This window comes from Paracoccus denitrificans (assembly GCF_900100045.1).
Taxonomy (GTDB): Bacteria; Pseudomonadota; Alphaproteobacteria; order Rhodobacterales; family Rhodobacteraceae; genus Paracoccus; species Paracoccus denitrificans.
In genome coordinates this window covers 24,020-38,835 of record NZ_FNEA01000030.1, presented here as the reverse complement: position 1 = coordinate 38,835, position 14,816 = coordinate 24,020, and the positions used below count along the sequence as shown (strand labels likewise).

15 protein-coding genes are annotated in these 14,816 nt (G+C 67.9%); 11 read left to right on the top strand and 4 right to left on the bottom strand.

What is annotated here, in order from left to right; translation table 11 throughout:
* Positions 1-49: 49 nt before the first annotated feature.
* From BLT64_RS20875 to BLT64_RS20865, 3 genes are read left to right on the top strand one after another with little or no spacing between them, the layout of a single operon-like run.
* Positions 50-577, top strand: a complete 528-nt coding sequence (locus BLT64_RS20875; RefSeq protein ID WP_011748022.1) for a hypothetical protein — start codon at positions 50-52, stop codon at positions 575-577.
* Positions 574-1,122 (top strand): hypothetical protein, encoded by a 549-nt coding sequence (locus BLT64_RS20870; protein WP_011748021.1) that lies wholly within the window; start codon positions 574-576, stop codon positions 1,120-1,122. Before BLT64_RS20875 ends, BLT64_RS20870 begins: the two co-directional genes overlap by 4 nt.
* On the top strand, positions 1,119-1,670 hold the full coding sequence (locus tag BLT64_RS20865) for a hypothetical protein (protein ID WP_011748020.1): 552 nt from the start codon (positions 1,119-1,121) through the stop codon (positions 1,668-1,670). Before BLT64_RS20870 ends, BLT64_RS20865 begins: the two co-directional genes overlap by 4 nt.
* On the opposite strand, the gene BLT64_RS20860 is transcribed toward BLT64_RS20865, so the two are convergent.
* The 3 genes from BLT64_RS20860 to BLT64_RS20850 form a co-directional block, all read right to left on the bottom strand.
* The gene (locus BLT64_RS20860) at positions 1,642-2,973 is read right to left on the bottom strand and encodes a hypothetical protein (protein ID WP_041529879.1); all 1,332 of its coding nucleotides are present in this window, start codon (positions 2,971-2,973) and stop codon (positions 1,642-1,644) included. The genes BLT64_RS20865 and BLT64_RS20860 overlap by 29 nt on opposite strands.
* Before the next feature lie 54 nt (positions 2,974-3,027).
* Positions 3,028-3,699, bottom strand: coding sequence for a hypothetical protein (locus BLT64_RS26985; protein ID WP_041530194.1), 672 nt, complete (start codon positions 3,697-3,699; stop codon positions 3,028-3,030).
* 93 nt (positions 3,700-3,792) lie between these two features.
* A complete protein-coding gene (locus BLT64_RS20850) occupies positions 3,793-4,449 on the bottom strand; it encodes a GntR family transcriptional regulator (protein WP_011748017.1) in 657 nt (218 codons plus the stop codon).
* Between the two features lie 191 nt (positions 4,450-4,640).
* On the opposite strand from BLT64_RS20850, the gene BLT64_RS20845 reads away from it, so the two are divergent.
* From BLT64_RS20845 to BLT64_RS20835, 3 genes are read left to right on the top strand one after another with little or no spacing between them, the layout of a single operon-like run.
* Entirely contained in the window at positions 4,641-6,023 is a 1,383-nt protein-coding gene (locus BLT64_RS20845; protein WP_011748016.1) for an SLC13 family permease, read from the top strand.
* Positions 6,024-6,057: 34 nt separating this feature from the next.
* Positions 6,058-7,428: a malonyl-CoA decarboxylase gene (locus tag BLT64_RS20840; RefSeq protein ID WP_011748015.1), complete on the top strand. Its 1,371-nt coding sequence runs from the start codon at positions 6,058-6,060 to the stop codon at positions 7,426-7,428.
* A gap of 16 nt (positions 7,429-7,444) precedes the next feature.
* The gene (locus tag BLT64_RS20835; protein ID WP_011748014.1) at positions 7,445-8,956 is read left to right on the top strand and encodes a malonate--CoA ligase; all 1,512 of its coding nucleotides are present in this window, start codon (positions 7,445-7,447) and stop codon (positions 8,954-8,956) included.
* Positions 8,957-9,125: 169 nt separating this feature from the next.
* Here BLT64_RS20835 and BLT64_RS20830 read toward each other — a convergent pair whose 3' ends face one another.
* Complete coding sequence (locus tag BLT64_RS20830; RefSeq protein WP_011748013.1) at positions 9,126-10,043, bottom strand: LysR family transcriptional regulator; 918 nt, start codon at positions 10,041-10,043, stop codon at positions 9,126-9,128.
* A gap of 187 nt (positions 10,044-10,230) precedes the next feature.
* Between BLT64_RS20830 and BLT64_RS20825 the strand changes: the two genes are divergently transcribed.
* Genes BLT64_RS20825 through BLT64_RS20805 form a run of 5 tightly spaced genes read left to right on the top strand, consistent with a single transcriptional unit; the run spans position 10,231 to position 14,796 of the window.
* Complete coding sequence (locus BLT64_RS20825) at positions 10,231-11,430, top strand: ABC transporter substrate-binding protein (RefSeq protein WP_011748012.1); 1,200 nt, start codon at positions 10,231-10,233, stop codon at positions 11,428-11,430.
* Entirely contained in the window at positions 11,430-12,206 is a 777-nt protein-coding gene (locus BLT64_RS20820; protein WP_011748011.1) for an ABC transporter ATP-binding protein, read from the top strand. The genes BLT64_RS20825 and BLT64_RS20820 overlap by 1 nt, the downstream gene beginning before the upstream one ends.
* Entirely contained in the window at positions 12,203-12,907 is a 705-nt protein-coding gene (locus BLT64_RS20815) for an ABC transporter ATP-binding protein (RefSeq protein ID WP_011748010.1), read from the top strand. The genes BLT64_RS20820 and BLT64_RS20815 overlap by 4 nt, the downstream gene beginning before the upstream one ends.
* A 1-nt stretch (position 12,908) precedes the next feature.
* On the top strand, positions 12,909-13,796 hold the full coding sequence (locus tag BLT64_RS20810) for a branched-chain amino acid ABC transporter permease (RefSeq protein ID WP_011748009.1): 888 nt from the start codon (positions 12,909-12,911) through the stop codon (positions 13,794-13,796).
* A gap of 1 nt (position 13,797) precedes the next feature.
* Positions 13,798-14,796 carry a branched-chain amino acid ABC transporter permease gene (locus BLT64_RS20805; protein ID WP_011748008.1) on the top strand — a complete coding sequence of 333 codons (999 nt, stop codon included), beginning with the start codon at positions 13,798-13,800 and terminating at the stop codon, positions 14,794-14,796.
* Positions 14,797-14,816: the final 20 nt, after the last annotated feature.

Sequence of the window (14,816 nt, the reverse complement as noted above, 5' to 3'; positions counted from 1 at the left end):
CATGACGGGAAAGCGACATGCCTCGTTGCTGCGGCGTCTGAGGGTGCGCATGGCCGCCTCGATCGGGGTTGCGGCCGCGGTGCTGCTCGGCCTGTGGCTGAAGGTCGAAGAGGTGCGGGCGCCGCAGGAACTGCCCCGGATCGTCCCCGGCGAGCCGGTCGATCTGGGCCGGGTCGAACTGACCCCGCTATCGCTGTCGCTGGTCCCGCCCGGGCAGGAGGGCGAGCCCGCCCGCCTGTTGATGCGCGCGCGGCTGCTGAACCTGACCGGAGAAAGCCAGATCGCCGTCTTCGGCTTTCCGCCGCATCCGCCCGAGCTTGCCGCCGGTGGCGCCGCCTGGCCCGAGCCCGAGGTGATCCTGGACCGCGACGGCGCGCCGCTGGCGCAATTGCATCCGCGCCTGGCCGAGCGGGTCACGCTGGTCTGGCAGGTTCCGCCGGACTGGCGGCCCGGGCCGGTCTCGCTGACTTTCCACCGGCAGATCTTCAAGCTCAAGGACAATCTTTACGGCAAGTCGAGCTGGCTGCTGTTTCAGCCCGCCGCCCGCATGTCCGTCGTGCCCGAGGGGGCGCCATGATCCGGGGGGGCAGCATCGCCATCGTGCTGGCCGGCGCCGCCCTGCTGGGCGCGATGATGCAGATCGCGCCGGATTACAACAGCACCGTGCAGCCGTTCCGCAGCCATGTCGCGGCGGGCGGGACGGGCGAGGCGCGCAGCTTTCGCGCCCGCTTTGCCGGCGCGCGCCTGGCCGACCGCATCGCCTTTTCCCGCTTCGGCACCGAGTTCGTGCACGACACCGACGGCGTCTTCCTGATCGCCGAGATCGAGGTCGAGGCGACCATCGTCTCGCAGCGCATCGATGCCTCTTGGCAGGGCGCGAGCGGGCGGCGCTATGCGCTGTCCAGGCGTGCCCAGGACATCCCCCGCGGGCTCGACAGCCACTGGTTCCAGCCCGGCCTGACCGGGCGTGCCATCGCCGTTTTCGAGTTGCCGCCGGACGAGGTCGCGGGCGGCGAGCTGGTGGTGAACAACAGCTTCACCGCGGTTTTCGACAGCGCCCTGCATCTTGCCCCGCCGGAGCCGGCAGGGGGCAGCCAGTCGATCATCCTGTTCGAGCCATGAAACATCTGCTTTGGGTAATCATTGCCGCAGTCCTGCTGCTCGCCAACGTGGTGGTGGGGGGGTGGACCGAGATCGCCGACCTGCGCCGTGCCCGGGAATGGACCGTGTCGCAGGCTGGCGAGGCGGGGGCCAAACTGCGCGGCGTGCATGTCCGGGTCGATCAGGTCTGGGCGGGAAGCGCGCCCAACCTGTCCGAGCGGGCGCTGGTGCTGGTCCGTCTGGCGCTGCGCGGTCCCGAGGCGGCGCGGCAGGGCTGGGCCGGCTGCGACCTCAGCCTGCGCGACGCGGCGGATCGGGTCTGGCTGCCGCTGATCAGCACCGATTCCGAGGGTGCCGTCCGGGTGCTTTCCCCCGACGGCGAGAACAAGGGGCGCTGCAATCCCATCCCCTACGACGCGCCGCCGGACAGGCAGGAGTTCCTGTCTGACCAGCTTTTCCTGGTGCCCTCCGAATTGCTGAAGGGTGCGCGGCTGCGCGTCTCGGCTTGGGGGACGCGGCCCGAGGCGCTGGAATTCGCGGTCAAGCCGGTTCTGCGCGATCTGCAATAGCTGCCTTTTCCGCCTGGGCGCGCCCGGCCAGCTCCAGCCCGGCGGCAAGGATGCAGAACTGCAGGACGCAGACCACCACGCCCTGCTGCGGCTGGCCCGGCGCACCGAACAGCAGGCCCAGCGGATATTGCGCCACCTGCCAGACCCTCAGGTCTTGCGGCCCGATCAGTTCGGCCAGCCCGATCCAGGCCCAGCGGCCGGCCCAATCGGCCAGCCGCCACAGCACCAGCACCGAGACGGTCAGCGCAAGGCCGGCCGACCCGGCCAGCAGCACGCCGTTCGCGACCGCGTGCCAGCGTTTCACAAGCCCGGCCCAGAAATGGCCGATGAAGTCGGTCAGCGGCTTCGGCAATGCCTGCCAGCGCTCCACGACCCTGCCGGCCGAGCGGCGCGTCTCCTCGGCCATCAGGTTCAGGTCATGGCCATAGACGATGGCGCCGAGGTTGAACCAGATCAGCGGCAGCAGCGCATACCAGAACAGCGCCACGAGCCAGGGGCCGGGCTGGAATACGGGCGCCCAGTCCACCGGGCGCCTTGCGGCATCGACGACCTCGGCCGAGGCGGGCGGGGCCAGGTTCCGCCACAGCTCGGCGGGCGAGGGCAGGCCGGCCAGCCATTCGATGAACCCCGCCTGCCAGCCCGAGATGACGTAAAGGCCCAGCACCGCCCAGCTTGCCTCGCAGGCGACGACCAGCAGCGGCCAGATCCCGGCCTCGCTGCGCTTGTGCATGGCCTTGGCGCCGCGCCGGATCGCCCAGATCAGCAGCACGGCGACCATGACCCAAAGCGTGCTTTGCACCTCCAGCGCGGTCGGCTGGGGCTCGGGCGAAACCGCCGAGAAGTCGATCCGCTCCATCGAGGTCGACAGGAAAGCCTTGGAGTAATCCCGCAGCGTGTTTCCCAGAAGACCCCAGCCCGCATAATAGCCATAGAACGGGATCAGCGCCGCCAGCAGCGCCCCGGCCAGCATGCCGATGCCGGGCTGGCCTTGGGCTTCGTCGCGGGTTTCCCCATCGGCGGGCGCCTTGCGACGGCGCCTTGAGCGAAAGCGCAGCACCGGCAGCCCGTCGCGCAGGATGACGAACATGGCGACGAACAGCACCAGTTGCAGCAGGATCACCGGCACCAGCGCGATCAGCCCGGCCAGCCGGTCGACAAAGCCGATCTCGACCGCCAGCATCATCAGGAGCGTGCCGAGCAGCATGCCCGCCAGCCATGTGGCGGCCAGCACCGCGCCGTAGTTCCGAAACAGCCGCGCCGTCAGCAGGACGTGCTGGCGCAGGATATGCAGATCCCCGGTCATGGCGGCAGGATCGCAGGATCGATGCCGCATCGCAAGCGGGGCGTTTCCGGCGTCTCAGGACGGGGCGTCGTCGGCATGGCGGCCAAGGCCAAGCCCCATTCCCATGCCCATGCCACCGCCGCCACCCATGCCACCTCCACCGCCGCCTCCACCGCCGCCGCCCTTGCTGCCGCCTTCGCCGCGCCCGCCCCTGGACGAGCCGCCCGATTGCCGCGTCGGACCTTGCGAGGGGATGGTCACGTCGCCGGGCACCGGACCCAGGTCCAGCGCCTTGCGGATGAAATCGCGCAGCGAGACGACCAGTTCGGCGGTATGGATCGGCCGGCCTGCGGCCATCTCGGTGGCGGCGCGGCTGGCCAGGCGGACCTGTTCCTCGGTGCCCAGCAGGATGATGTCCGAAAGCGCCGCCTCGACCGCGTCGCGGATGCGCCTTGCGCGATCCGAGCCGGCGGCTTCCTCGTCCCCCGCCTCTTGCGCGCGCTGCCGCAGGTCGCGCAGATGGGTCGGATCGACCAGCAACTCGCCGGTGAACGAGCCGCCCAGCACCTTGTAGGCGGCGATCAGCGTGCGCAGGCGTTCGTTGATCTGGCGGTTCATGCGTTGCTGGCGCTGCTGGATGGTCAGCAGCATCAGCACCCGGATGCCCACGCCGATCAGCGTGAACAGCGCAAGGCCCAGCAGGGTGGTCAGAACCCCCTGCCAGGTGCTGAAGTCGAAATAGCGCATCGGCACCCCCATCGGCCTGTCCCGGGCCTTTATCCCATCCCTTCGGCCCGATGCGCCAGAGGAGTTTTCCCGCAGGATGCCGTCTGGCGCCCGTCAGTCCCCTTGCCGCAAGGCCGCGATCAGGTCGTGGAAACGGTCGCCCTGCACGATGACATGGATGCGCAGCGCCTGGGCCGCGCCCTCGCCGTCGCCGGCACGGATGCGCGCCACCACCGCGTCATGTTCGGCGAATGACCGCATCATCCGGTTGCGCACCTTGAGCTGCATGCGCCGATAGGGTTGCAGCATGGCATGCAGCCGCGCCGCCTCTTGCGCCAGGAAGGCGTTGTGGGTCGCGCGATAGATGCAATGGTGGAAATCCGAGTTGCGGGCGTAATAGGCCTCGACCTCGCCGGCCTCGGCCAATTGGCGGCATGCCTCGTGGACGGCCTCGAAATCGGCCATCTCCGCCTCGGTGATGCGGCGGGCGGCAAGGCGGCCGCAGGTCGCCTCGATCTCGGCCATGACCTCGAATCGCTCGGCCAGCTCGCCCGCGCTCCATTCGGTGACGAAGGTGCCGCGCTTGGGCACCACCCGGACCAGTCCCGAGGCTTCCAGCTGGTGCAGCGCCTCGCGGATCGGGGTGCGCGAGACCTCGAATTCCCGCTCCAGCGCCTCGGGGTCCAGCCGGGCGCCGGGCGGATACTTGCCCTCCACGATGGCGTTTTCCAGCGCGTTGCGGATGCGCAGCGTGTTGGGGATCGTCGCCATGGGAAGCCTCCTTCGGGTATCTGCCCGGAAGATAAGCGTTTCCCACGCATTTATCCATGTTCGGATTTGATATATACAACAGACAAGAGGAAACGTATAACAGCCGGGTGAGGATTCGCGTGCCGGAGGAGGGTGCGGGAATCGACGGCCGCCTTGTCGGCCACAGGAGATTGCAAGGAGAGGAGCCGCGCATGACCCCGCATCTGTTTTCAATCTACGCGCTGGCGGCGATGTTCGTCGTCGCTACGATCTGGCCGATCAACATGGGCGTGCTGGCCTATGTCGGCGCCTTCCTGGTCGGCACCTTGCTGGCCGGGCAGGCCGCCAAGGAGATCATCGCCGGTTTCCCCAGCGGCCTGTTCCTGACGCTGGTCGGCATCACCTGGCTGTTCGCCCTGGCGCAGAACAACGGCACCATCGACTGGCTGGTGCGCATGGCCGTGCGCGCCGTCAAGGGCCGCATCGGCGCGATCCCGTGGATCATGTTCGGCATCTCGGCCGTCCTGACTGCGGTGGGCGCGGTCAGCCCCGGCGCCGTTGCCATCGTGGCACCCATCGCGCTGGGCTTCGCGTTCCGCTACCAGATCTCGCCGCTGCTCATGGGCCTGATGGTGGTGCATGGCGCGCAGGCCGGGGGCTTTTCGCCGATCAGCATCTATGGCGGCATCACCAACGGCGTCGTGGCCAAGGCCGGGCTGCCGCTGTCGCCCATGACCACCTTTGCCGCCAGCTTCTTCGTCAACGCGGCGGTGGCGCTTCTGCTGTTCATGATGCTGGGCGGACGCAAGCTGATGCAGGCGCGGCAGGACCGGATCGAGCCTGTCGCGGTGCCGCATGTCGAGATCGCCAGCCCGGCCACCGGCCCGCAGATCTTCGGCGACAGCGAGGCCGAGGCGCTGAGCCGCCGCATCGGCGAGGAGGGCGGCGGCGAATCGAACCGCCTCGTCGCCGAGACGGACGAGGGCGACCAGCCCGACGGCACGCTCTACCAGATCGTCACGCTGGCCGGGCTGGCATTGCTGGCCGTGCTGGTGCTGGCCTTCAACCTCGACATTGGGTTCGTCTCGCTGACCATCGGTCTGGGCCTGGCCTTGTGGAACCCGACCATGCAGAAACGCGCCATGGCGCAGGTGGCCTGGCCCGAGATCATGCTGATCACCGGCGTTTCCACCTATGTCGCGGTGCTGGAACACATGGGCACCATCGATTTCGTCGGCGACAGCGTGGCGGGCATGGCCTCGCCCTTGCTGGCGGCGCTGATGCTGTTCCTGATCGGAGCGGTCGTCTCGGCCTTCGCCTCGTCCACGGCGGTGCTGGGCTCGCTGATCCCGCTGGCGGTGCCCTTCCTGCAAGGCGATACGGGCGTGGGCGCCATCGGCTTCATCGCCGGCATGGCCGTCGCCTCGACCATCGTCGATGTCAGCCCGTTCTCGACCAACGGCGCCCTGGTCCTGGCCAATGCGCGCGGGGTGGACCGTCAGGTCTTTTTCCGCAAACTGCTGAGCTATGGTGCGCTGGTGACGCTGGTCGCTCCGGTCGTGCTGTGGCTGATCTTCGTCGTGCTGCCGGGATGATCCCGGCAGGCCACCCGCTTTTCGGAGGCCCGAAATGATCAAGACCGTCGAGACCCCGCGCCCCAGCCGCCCGGCCTTTCTGGGCGAGCTGTTCGAGGTGCTGACAGAGCGCGGCCGCCGCCTGCTTGGGCGGCGGGGCGCCGGCGCTGCCACCGAGGCGCCCGACCTGTGCGAACTGGGCGAGGCGCTGCTGTCGCGGCGGGGCGAGGCTTCGGGCGTGGCCATCGCGCAGGGCCTGCTTGCCGCCTTCGAGGATGCCGATGAGGCGACGCGGCTGGCCTTCCTGCAAAACCTCGCCGACCGCTTCGGCCCCGATCCGGCGGCGGTCCGCGCTGCGCTGGAGGCCGTGCAGCGCGACCCCGAGGACGGGCGGGCCATCGAGGCGCTGCACGATGCCGCCGAGCCGCGCCGGCAGGAACTGTTCCGCCGCCTGAACCTCGCCCCCGGCGGCACGGCGGCGCTGGTGCGGATGCGCGAGGAGCTGCTGCGCCACCTGAAGGGCAATCCCCCGCTGCGCCGGGTGGACGGCGATTTCGCGCATCTTTTTGCATCCTGGTTCAACAGGGGGTTTCTCGTGCTGCGCCATATCGACTGGAACACGCCCGCCAGCATCCTGGAAAAGATCATCCGCTACGAGGCGGTGCATGCCATCCAGAACTGGGACGACCTGCGCAATCGCCTGCAGCCGACCGACCGGCGCTGCTACGGCTTCTTCCATCCGCAGCTGGTGGACGAGCCGCTGATCTTCGTGGAAGTGGCGCTGACCGAGGAGATCCCGGACAATGTCGCGGGGCTGCTCGACCTCGACCGCCAGCCGATCGAGGCGGAGCGCGCCAGCACTGCGGTGTTCTATTCCATCTCGAACACCCAGCGCGGGCTGGCCGGGGTGTCCTTCGGCAATTTCCTGATCAAGCAGGTGGTCGAGGAGCTCAAGGCGGAACTGCCCAACATCCGCACCTTCGTCACGCTGTCGCCGGTGCCGGGCTTTGCCGCCTGGCTGGCCCAGCAGCGCAAGGACGCGATGTCGGAACTGATCGACGCCGACCAGCGCCTGGCCTTTGCCGTGCTGGACGATCCCGACTGGCACAAGGACCCGGCCGTGGCCGAAAGCCTGCGCGCGCCGCTGCTGGCTGCCGCCGCGGCCTATTTCCTGCGCGCCCGCGACGGCAAGGGCCGCGTCGTCGATCCGGTGGCGCGCTTCCACCTGGGCAACGGCGCCCGGCTGGAGCGGCTGAACTTCCTGGGCGATGTCTCGGCCAACGGGCTGAAGCAGTCGCATGGGCTGATGGTGAACTATCTCTACGACCTCGACCGGATCGAGGCGAACCACGAAGCCTTTGCCGAACGCAGCGCCATCGCCGCCTCGGACAGCGTCAAGCGCGCGCTGCCGGCCTCCAACCCATGAACCACGGGGACAACTCATGAGTGACAATCTGTTCGACCTTCTCACCGCCGGCATCAGCGATCCCGAGGCCGTGGCCATCGAAACGCAGGCGGGCGAGCGCATCCGCTATGGCGACCTGATCGCCCGCAGCGGCCGCATGGCCAACGCGCTGGCGGCCTTCGGCGTCCAGCCCGGCGACCGGGTGGCGGTTCAGGTCGAGAAATCGGTGCAGGCGATCATCCTCTATCTCGCCACCCTGCGGGCGGGCGCGGTGTTCCTGCCGCTGAACACCGGCTACACCCCCGCCGAGATCGGCTATTTCCTGGGCGATGCCGAGCCCCGGGTCTTTGTCTGCGACCCCGCCCGGCAAGAGGCGCTGCGCGGGCCCACTGAGGCCGCCGGTGCCCGCATGGTGACGCTGGACGCCGAGGGGCGGGGCAGCCTGACCGACGCCGCCGATGCTGCCCCCGAGGCTTTCGCCACCGTGGCCCGCGACAGCGACGACCTGGCCGCGCTGCTTTACACCTCGGGCACCACCGGCCGGTCCAAGGGCGCGATGCTGACCCATGGCAACCTGGTCTCGAATGCGCAGGTGTTGCGCGAGGCATGGCGCTTTACCGCGCAGGACGTGCTGATCCACGCCCTGCCGATCTTTCACACCCACGGCCTGTTCGTCGCCACCAATGTGGTGCTGTTCTCCGGCGCCTCGATGATCTTCCTGCCGAAATTCGACGTCGACCGGATATTCGAGGGGATGGCGCGGGCGACCGTGCTGATGGGCGTGCCGACCTTCTATGTCCGCCTGCTTCAGGACGACATGCTGAACGCCGAGACCACGGCCAACATGCGGCTGTTCGTCTCGGGTTCGGCGCCGCTGCTGGCCGAGACGCATCGCGAATGGCAGGCCCGCACCGGCCATGCCATCCTGGAACGCTACGGCATGACCGAGACGAACATGAACGCCTCGAACCCCTATGACGGCGAGCGCATCGCCGGCACCGTCGGCCTGCCGCTGCCCGGCACCGAGATCGTCGTCACCGACCCCGAGACCGGCGCCGAGCTGCCGCGGGGCGAGATCGGCATGATCGAGGTACGCGGCCCGAACGTGTTCAAGGGCTATTGGCGCATGCCGGAAAAGACCGCCGCCGAGCTGCGCGACAACGGCTTTTTCATCACCGGCGACCTGGGGAAATTCGACGAGCGCGGCTACCTGCACATCGTCGGCCGCGGCAAGGACCTGATCATCACCGGCGGCTACAACGTCTATCCCAAGGAGATCGAGACCGAGATCGACGCGCTGCCCGGCGTGGTCGAATCCGCCGTCATCGGCCTGCCGCATCGCGATTTCGGCGAGGGGGTGACGGCGGTGGTCGTCCCGACCGGCAGCCCCGCCCTGACCGAGGCCGATGTGCTGGCCCCGCTGGAGGGGCGGCTGGCGAAGTTCAAGCAGCCCAAGCGTGTGCTGTTCATGGACGAGTTGCCGCGCAACACCATGGGCAAGGTGCAGAAGAACCTGCTGCGCGACCGCTTCGCCGGGCTTTACGACTAGCTAGGGATCTGGTGGCGCTGGCGGGCAAGCGGGGCAGGGCGGCGATGGTCGTCCCGCTCCGATCCCGCCACGGAAAGCCACCACCGGGGCGCAAGGCCGGTGGGCAGGCCAGGCGCCGCATCGCCTTGCCTGCGCCCGGCCCGGCTAGGGCGCGAAGCCGCCTCTGGCCTCAGCCCGGCCCGGCATGATCCGGCGGGCGGGACAGTTCGTGGCCGCGCTCGGCCAGGCTGGCCGACAGAAAGCCGATCACCGCCCGCACCCATTGCATCATGCGCAGGTCGCGATGGCAGGTCAGCCAATAGGTCCGGGTCAGCCGGACCCGGTCGGGCAGCACGATCTGCAGCTCGGGGTATTTCGCGGCGACATACCAGGGCAGGACGCCGATCCCCAGCCCGTTGCGCACCGCTGCCAACTGATTGAAGATGCTGGAGCTTTTCACGCTGGCCCGGATCGCGGGATGGATCTCGCCCAGATAGTCTAGGCCGGGGGCGAAGATCATCTCCTCGATATAGCCGATGAAACGCAACTGGCGCAGGTCTTCGGGACCGGCGATGGGCGGCAGGCTGCGCAGATGCGCCTGCGTGGCGTAAAGATGCAGGGTATAGTCCACCAGCCGTTCCGAGCGATAGGGACCGCTCGTCACCGGGTCCAGCGTGATCGAGATATCCGCCTCGCGCCGCGACAGCGACAGCACCTGCGGCATGGTGATGAGTTCCAGCGAGATCAGCGGGAAGCGCGCGATGAAGGCCGGCAGCAGATGGGTCGAGAACAGGCTGCCGAAGCCCTCGGGCATGGCCAGCCGCAGCGGCCGCGCCTGTCCCGGCGCGGCGGATTGTTCCAGCGGGATCAGCCCGGCGGCCTCCTCCATGCGCTCGGCGGCCTCGATCAGGCGCTGCCCGGCGGGGGTCGGCTCATAGCCGCGGGGATTGCGCTCGAACAGGCGGGTATTCAGCGCCTGCTCCAGCCGGTCGATGCGGCGCGAGACCGTGACGTGCGAGGTGCCCAGGTGCCGCGCGGCGCGCGAAAGCTGGCCTTCGCGCACAACCGCCAGAAAGAATTGCAGATCGTCCCAGCTGAGATTGGCCATCTGTTCGAAAACGCACACACCCTGTAAGAAATTAAACCTATCTGAACACTTGTGTCAAAACCGAATTGCCGGCATCGTTCGGTCCGGGAGGGCGCGGGATGGAGTCGCGCCTGACGGTAACAGGACAGCATTCCCACCCGGCAGGCAAAGTCGGCCGGTGGAAGGGATGCGCCTTTGGGAGGACATTATGCGAAAGTTTCTGCTGTCGACCGCTGCGGTCGGCCTTATTGCCACGCCCGCCCTGGCCGAAGTCTCGGACGGCAAGGTCAAGATCGGCATCCTGAACGACCAGTCCGGGGTCTATGCCGATTTCGGCGGCAAGTATTCCTATGAGGCCGCGCGGATGGCGGTCGAGGATTTCGGCGGCAAGGTGCTGGACGCGCCCATCGAGGTCGTCACCGCCGACCACCAGAACAAGCCCGACATCGCCTCGAACATCGCCCGGCAATGGTACGATACCGAGCAGGTCGACACGATCATGGAGCTGACCACCTCGTCGGTCGGCCTGGCCGTGCAGGCGCTGAGCCAGGAAAAGAAGAAGATCACCGTCAACACCGGCGCGGCCACGACCGAGCTGACCGGAGCGCAATGCACGCCCTACGGCTTCCACTGGGCCTATGACACCCATGCGCTGGCCGTGGGCACCGGCGGCGCCTTGGTGAAGGAGGGCGGCGACAGCTGGTTCTTCCTGACTGCGGACTATGCCTTCGGCTATTCGCTGGAAGAGCAGACCGGCAATTTCGTCAAGTCGCAGGGCGGCACGGTCGCGGGCGCGGTGCGCCACCCGCTGGCGACGACGGATTATTCCTCGTTCCTGCTGCAGGCCCAGGCTTCGGGCGCCAAGGTGATCGGCCTGGCCAATGCCGGCATGGACACGCAGAACGCCATCAAGCAGGCGGCTGAATTCGGCATCACTGCCGGCGGCCAGCGCCTTGCGGCGCTGCTCTTTACCTTGGCCGAGGTGCATGGAATCGGGCTGGACGCCGCGCAGGGGCTGACGCTGACCGAAAGCTTCTACTGGAACCGCACGCCGGAATCGCGCGAGTTCGGCGAACGCTTCAAGGAGCGGACGGGCGTCATGCCGAACATGGTCCATGCCGGCACCTATTCGGCCGTCACCCAATACCTCAAGGCGATCGAGGCCGCGGGCACCGACGAAACCGAGGCCGTCGCCGCCAAGATGCACGAGATGCCGGTCGACGACGTCTTTGCCCAGGGCGGCAAGGTCGGGCCGAACGGCCGGCTGATCAAGGACGTGTATCTGATGGAGGTCAAGGCGCCCGGCGACGTGACCGAGGATTGGGACTACTACAACGTCCTGGCCACGATTCCGGGCGACGAGGCGTTCCTGAACCCGGCCGAAAGCGGCTGTCCTCTGGTCCAGTGATGTCGGCATCCCTGGCAATACAGGCCGAGCCTCGGGTGGTTTTGTCCGCCCGCGGGCTTGGCCGGGACTTCGCCGGTTTCACGGCGGTGAACGATGTCGATCTGGACGTGGAGCACGCGCGCATCCATGCGCTGATCGGGCCGAACGGGGCGGGCAAGACCACGGTGTTCAACCTGCTGACCAAGTTCCTGCAGCCGACGCGGGGCTCGATCACGCTGCTGGGCCAGGACATCACCCATACCCGGCCCGACAAGGTGGCGCGGATGGGGCTGGTGCGGTCGTTCCAGATCTCGGCGGTGTTCCCGCACCTGACGGTGCGCGAAAACGTCAAGGTGGCGCTGCAGCGGCCGGCGGGGCTGGCGGTGCAGTTCTGGCTGCCGCTGTCGGCGCTGGACCGGCTGGATGCGCGCGCCGACCATCTGATCGGGCAACTGGGCCTGGCGCGCTGGCGCGACCACCGCGCCGCCGACCTGTCCTATGGCCGCAAGCGGGTGCTGGAGATCGCCACCACGCTGGCGCTCGACCCCGAGGTGCTGCTGCTCGACGAGCCGATGGCCGGCATGGGGCAGGAGGACGTGGCCATGGTCGCAGGCATCATCCGCGACGTCGCCACCGAGCGCGCGGTGCTGATGGTCGAGCACAACCTGAGCGTCGTGGCGGATATCTGCCACCACGTCACCGTGCTGCAGCGCGGCGAGATCATCGCGGCGGGCGACTATGCCGCCGTCTCGGCCGATCCGCGCGTGCGCACTGCCTATATGGGGTCCGAAGCATGAGCGCGCCGCTTCTGAACGTCCGCGACCTGCATGCCTGGTACGGGGAAAGCCACGTCCTGCACGGCGTGAACCTGACCGTGGCCGAGGGCGAGATGATCTGCATCCTGGGCCGCAACGGCATGGGCAAGACCACGACGCTGCGCAGCATCATGGGCATCCTGCGCAAGCGCAGCGGCCGGATCGAGTTCGCCGGGCGGGACATGACGGCGGTGGCCCTGCACCAGACCGCGCGGGCGGGCCTGGGCTTCGTGCCCGAGGAGCGCGGCATCTTCGCCAGCCTCTCGGTCGAGGAGAACCTGATGCTGCCGCCGAAGGTCGCCGAGGGCGGCATGTCGGTCGAGGAGATCTACGACCTGTTCCCGAACCTCAAGGAACGCCGCAACAGCCAGGGCACCAAGCTGTCGGGGGGCGAGCAGCAGATGCTGGCCATGGCGCGCATCCTGCGCACCGGGGCGCGCTGCCTTTTGCTGGACGAGCCGACCGAGGGGCTGGCGCCGGTCATCATCCAGGCCATCGGCGAGGTGCTGCAAAAGCTGAAGGGGCGCGGCATGACCGTGGTGCTGGTCGAGCAGAACTTCCGCTTTGCCGCCAAGGTCGCCGACCGCTTCTACCTGATGGATCACGGCCGGATGACGGCGGAATTCCCGGTCGCCGAACTGCCGGCGCAGATGGACATGCTGCATCGGGAACTGGGGGTGTGACATGACGATGATCTTCGGTGTTCCCGTCCAGGCGCTGATGGGACAATTGCTGGTGGGGCTGATCAACGGCTCGTTCTACGCGCTGCTGAGCCTGGGCCTGGCGGTGATCTTCGGCCTGCTTCGGGTCATCAACTTCGCGCATGGCGCGCAATACATGCTGGGCGCCTTTGCGGCGCTGCTGCTGTTGACGGTGGGCGGCATCAACTACTGGCTGGCGCTGCTGCTGGCGCCGGTCATCGTGGGGGTGTTCGCGGCGCTGGTGGAAAAGACCATGCTGTCGCGGCTCTACAAGCTGGACCCGCTTTACGGGCTTCTGTTCACCTTCGGGCTGGCGCTGGCGATCGAGGGGACGTTTCGCTACTTCTTCGGCGCCTCGGGCAAGCCCTATGCGCCGCCCGCGCAGCTGACCGGGGCGGTGAACCTGGGCTTCATGTTCCTGCCGATCTATCGCGGCTGGGTGGTGGTGGCCTCGCTGGCGGTCTGCATCGCGGTCTGGCTCTTGATCGAAAAGACCAAGCTCGGCGCCTATCTGCGCGCCGCGACCGAGAACCCCACGCTGGTGCAGGCCTTCGGCGTCAACGTGCCGCTGCTCCTGACGCTGACCTATGCGCTTGGCGCCGGGCTTGCGGGTTTCGCGGGGGTGCTGGCGGCGCCGGTCTATCAGGTCAGCCCGCTGATGGGTTCGAACCTGATCATCATCGTCTTCGCCGTGGTGGTGGTCGGCGGCATGGGCTCGATCCTGGGCGCCATCGTCACCGGCTACATGCTGGGCGTGGTCGAGGGTCTGACCAAGGTCTTCTACCCCGAGGCCTCGAACATCGTGATCTTCGTCATCATGGCGATCGTCTTGATCCTGCGGCCCGCGGGCCTTTTCGGAAAGGATGCCTGACATGGCCGCAAAATCCGAAACCGTCGCCTCGGACCATGTCGCGGCCCATCCCCGCGCCGGGCAGGTCCGGCTGCTGCTGGTCGCCATCGCGCTGGCCGGGCTCTTGGTGGCGCCGATGTTCCTCTATCCGATCTTCCTGATGAAGCTGCTGGCCTTCGCGCTCTTCGCCTCGGCCTTCAACCTGCTCTTGGGCTATACCGGCCTTCTGTCCTTCGGCCATGCCACCTTCTTCGGAGGCGCGGCCTATTTCACCGCCCATGCGGTCAAGGTCTGGGGCTGGTCGCCCGAGGCCGGCATCCTGCTGGGCGTCGCCGGCGCGGCGGTGCTGGGGCTGGTGATGGGCGCCATCGCCATCCGCCGCCAGGGCATCTATTTCGCCATGATCACCCTGGCGCTGTCGCAGATGTTCTTCTTCTTCTGCCTGCAGGCGCCCTTCACCCATGGCGAGGACGGCATCCAGTCGGTGCCGCGGGGGCATCTGTTCGGGCTGATCGACCTGAACCGGCCGATGAACATGTATTACTTCGTGCTGGCGGTGTTCGTGATCGGGCTGCTGATCATCCGGCGCTTCGTGAACTCGCCCTTCGGCATGATCCTGAAGTCGATCCGCGAGAACGAGCAACGCGCGATCTCGCTGGGCTATTCGGTGCAGCGCTACAAGCTGGGCGCCTTCGTGATGTCGGCGGCGCTGGCGGGGCTCGCGGGCGGCGTCAAGGCGCTGATCTTCCAGTTCGCGACGCTGACCGACGTGACCTGGCAGATGTCGGGCGAGGTGATCCTGATGACGCTCTTGGGCGGCATCGGCACGCTGCTCGGCCCCATCGTCGGCGCAGGGCTGGTGGTCACGCTCCAGAACTACCTCGCCACCTCCGACGTCCCGGTCACCATCATCACCGGCGTGGTGTTCATGGTCTGCGTGCTGCTGTTCCGACGCGGGCTGGTGGGCGAGTTCTTCGCAACGAAGATCGGGAAAAAACTCGGGTTCAGGGCGGAATCGTGAGGGTAGGGCCCCCGCGCCGG

Bases quoted from the DNA above. Each gene is read 5' to 3' on its own strand.
- BLT64_RS20875 (WP_011748022.1), top strand. From the start codon at position 50: ATGGCCGCCTCGATCGGGGTTGCGGCCGCGGTGCTGCTCGGCCTGTGG.
- BLT64_RS20870 (WP_011748021.1), top strand. From the start codon at position 574: ATGATCCGGGGGGGCAGCATCGCCATCGTGCTGGCCGGCGCCGCCCTG.
- BLT64_RS20865 (WP_011748020.1), top strand. From the start codon at position 1,119: ATGAAACATCTGCTTTGGGTAATCATTGCCGCAGTCCTGCTGCTCGCC.
- BLT64_RS20860 (WP_041529879.1), bottom strand. From the start codon at position 2,973: ATGACCGGGGATCTGCATATCCTGCGCCAGCACGTCCTGCTGACGGCG.
- BLT64_RS26985 (WP_041530194.1), bottom strand. From the start codon at position 3,699: ATGCGCTATTTCGACTTCAGCACCTGGCAGGGGGTTCTGACCACCCTG.
- BLT64_RS20850 (WP_011748017.1), bottom strand. From the start codon at position 4,449: ATGGCGACGATCCCCAACACGCTGCGCATCCGCAACGCGCTGGAAAAC.
- BLT64_RS20845 (WP_011748016.1), top strand. From the start codon at position 4,641: ATGACCCCGCATCTGTTTTCAATCTACGCGCTGGCGGCGATGTTCGTC.
- BLT64_RS20840 (WP_011748015.1), top strand. From the start codon at position 6,058: ATGATCAAGACCGTCGAGACCCCGCGCCCCAGCCGCCCGGCCTTTCTG.
- BLT64_RS20835 (WP_011748014.1), top strand. From the start codon at position 7,445: ATGAGTGACAATCTGTTCGACCTTCTCACCGCCGGCATCAGCGATCCC.
- BLT64_RS20830 (WP_011748013.1), bottom strand. From the start codon at position 10,043: ATGGCCAATCTCAGCTGGGACGATCTGCAATTCTTTCTGGCGGTTGTG.
- BLT64_RS20825 (WP_011748012.1), top strand. From the start codon at position 10,231: ATGCGAAAGTTTCTGCTGTCGACCGCTGCGGTCGGCCTTATTGCCACG.
- BLT64_RS20820 (WP_011748011.1), top strand. From the start codon at position 11,430: ATGTCGGCATCCCTGGCAATACAGGCCGAGCCTCGGGTGGTTTTGTCC.
- BLT64_RS20815 (WP_011748010.1), top strand. From the start codon at position 12,203: ATGAGCGCGCCGCTTCTGAACGTCCGCGACCTGCATGCCTGGTACGGG.
- BLT64_RS20810 (WP_011748009.1), top strand. From the start codon at position 12,909: ATGACGATGATCTTCGGTGTTCCCGTCCAGGCGCTGATGGGACAATTG.
- BLT64_RS20805 (WP_011748008.1), top strand. From the start codon at position 13,798: ATGGCCGCAAAATCCGAAACCGTCGCCTCGGACCATGTCGCGGCCCAT.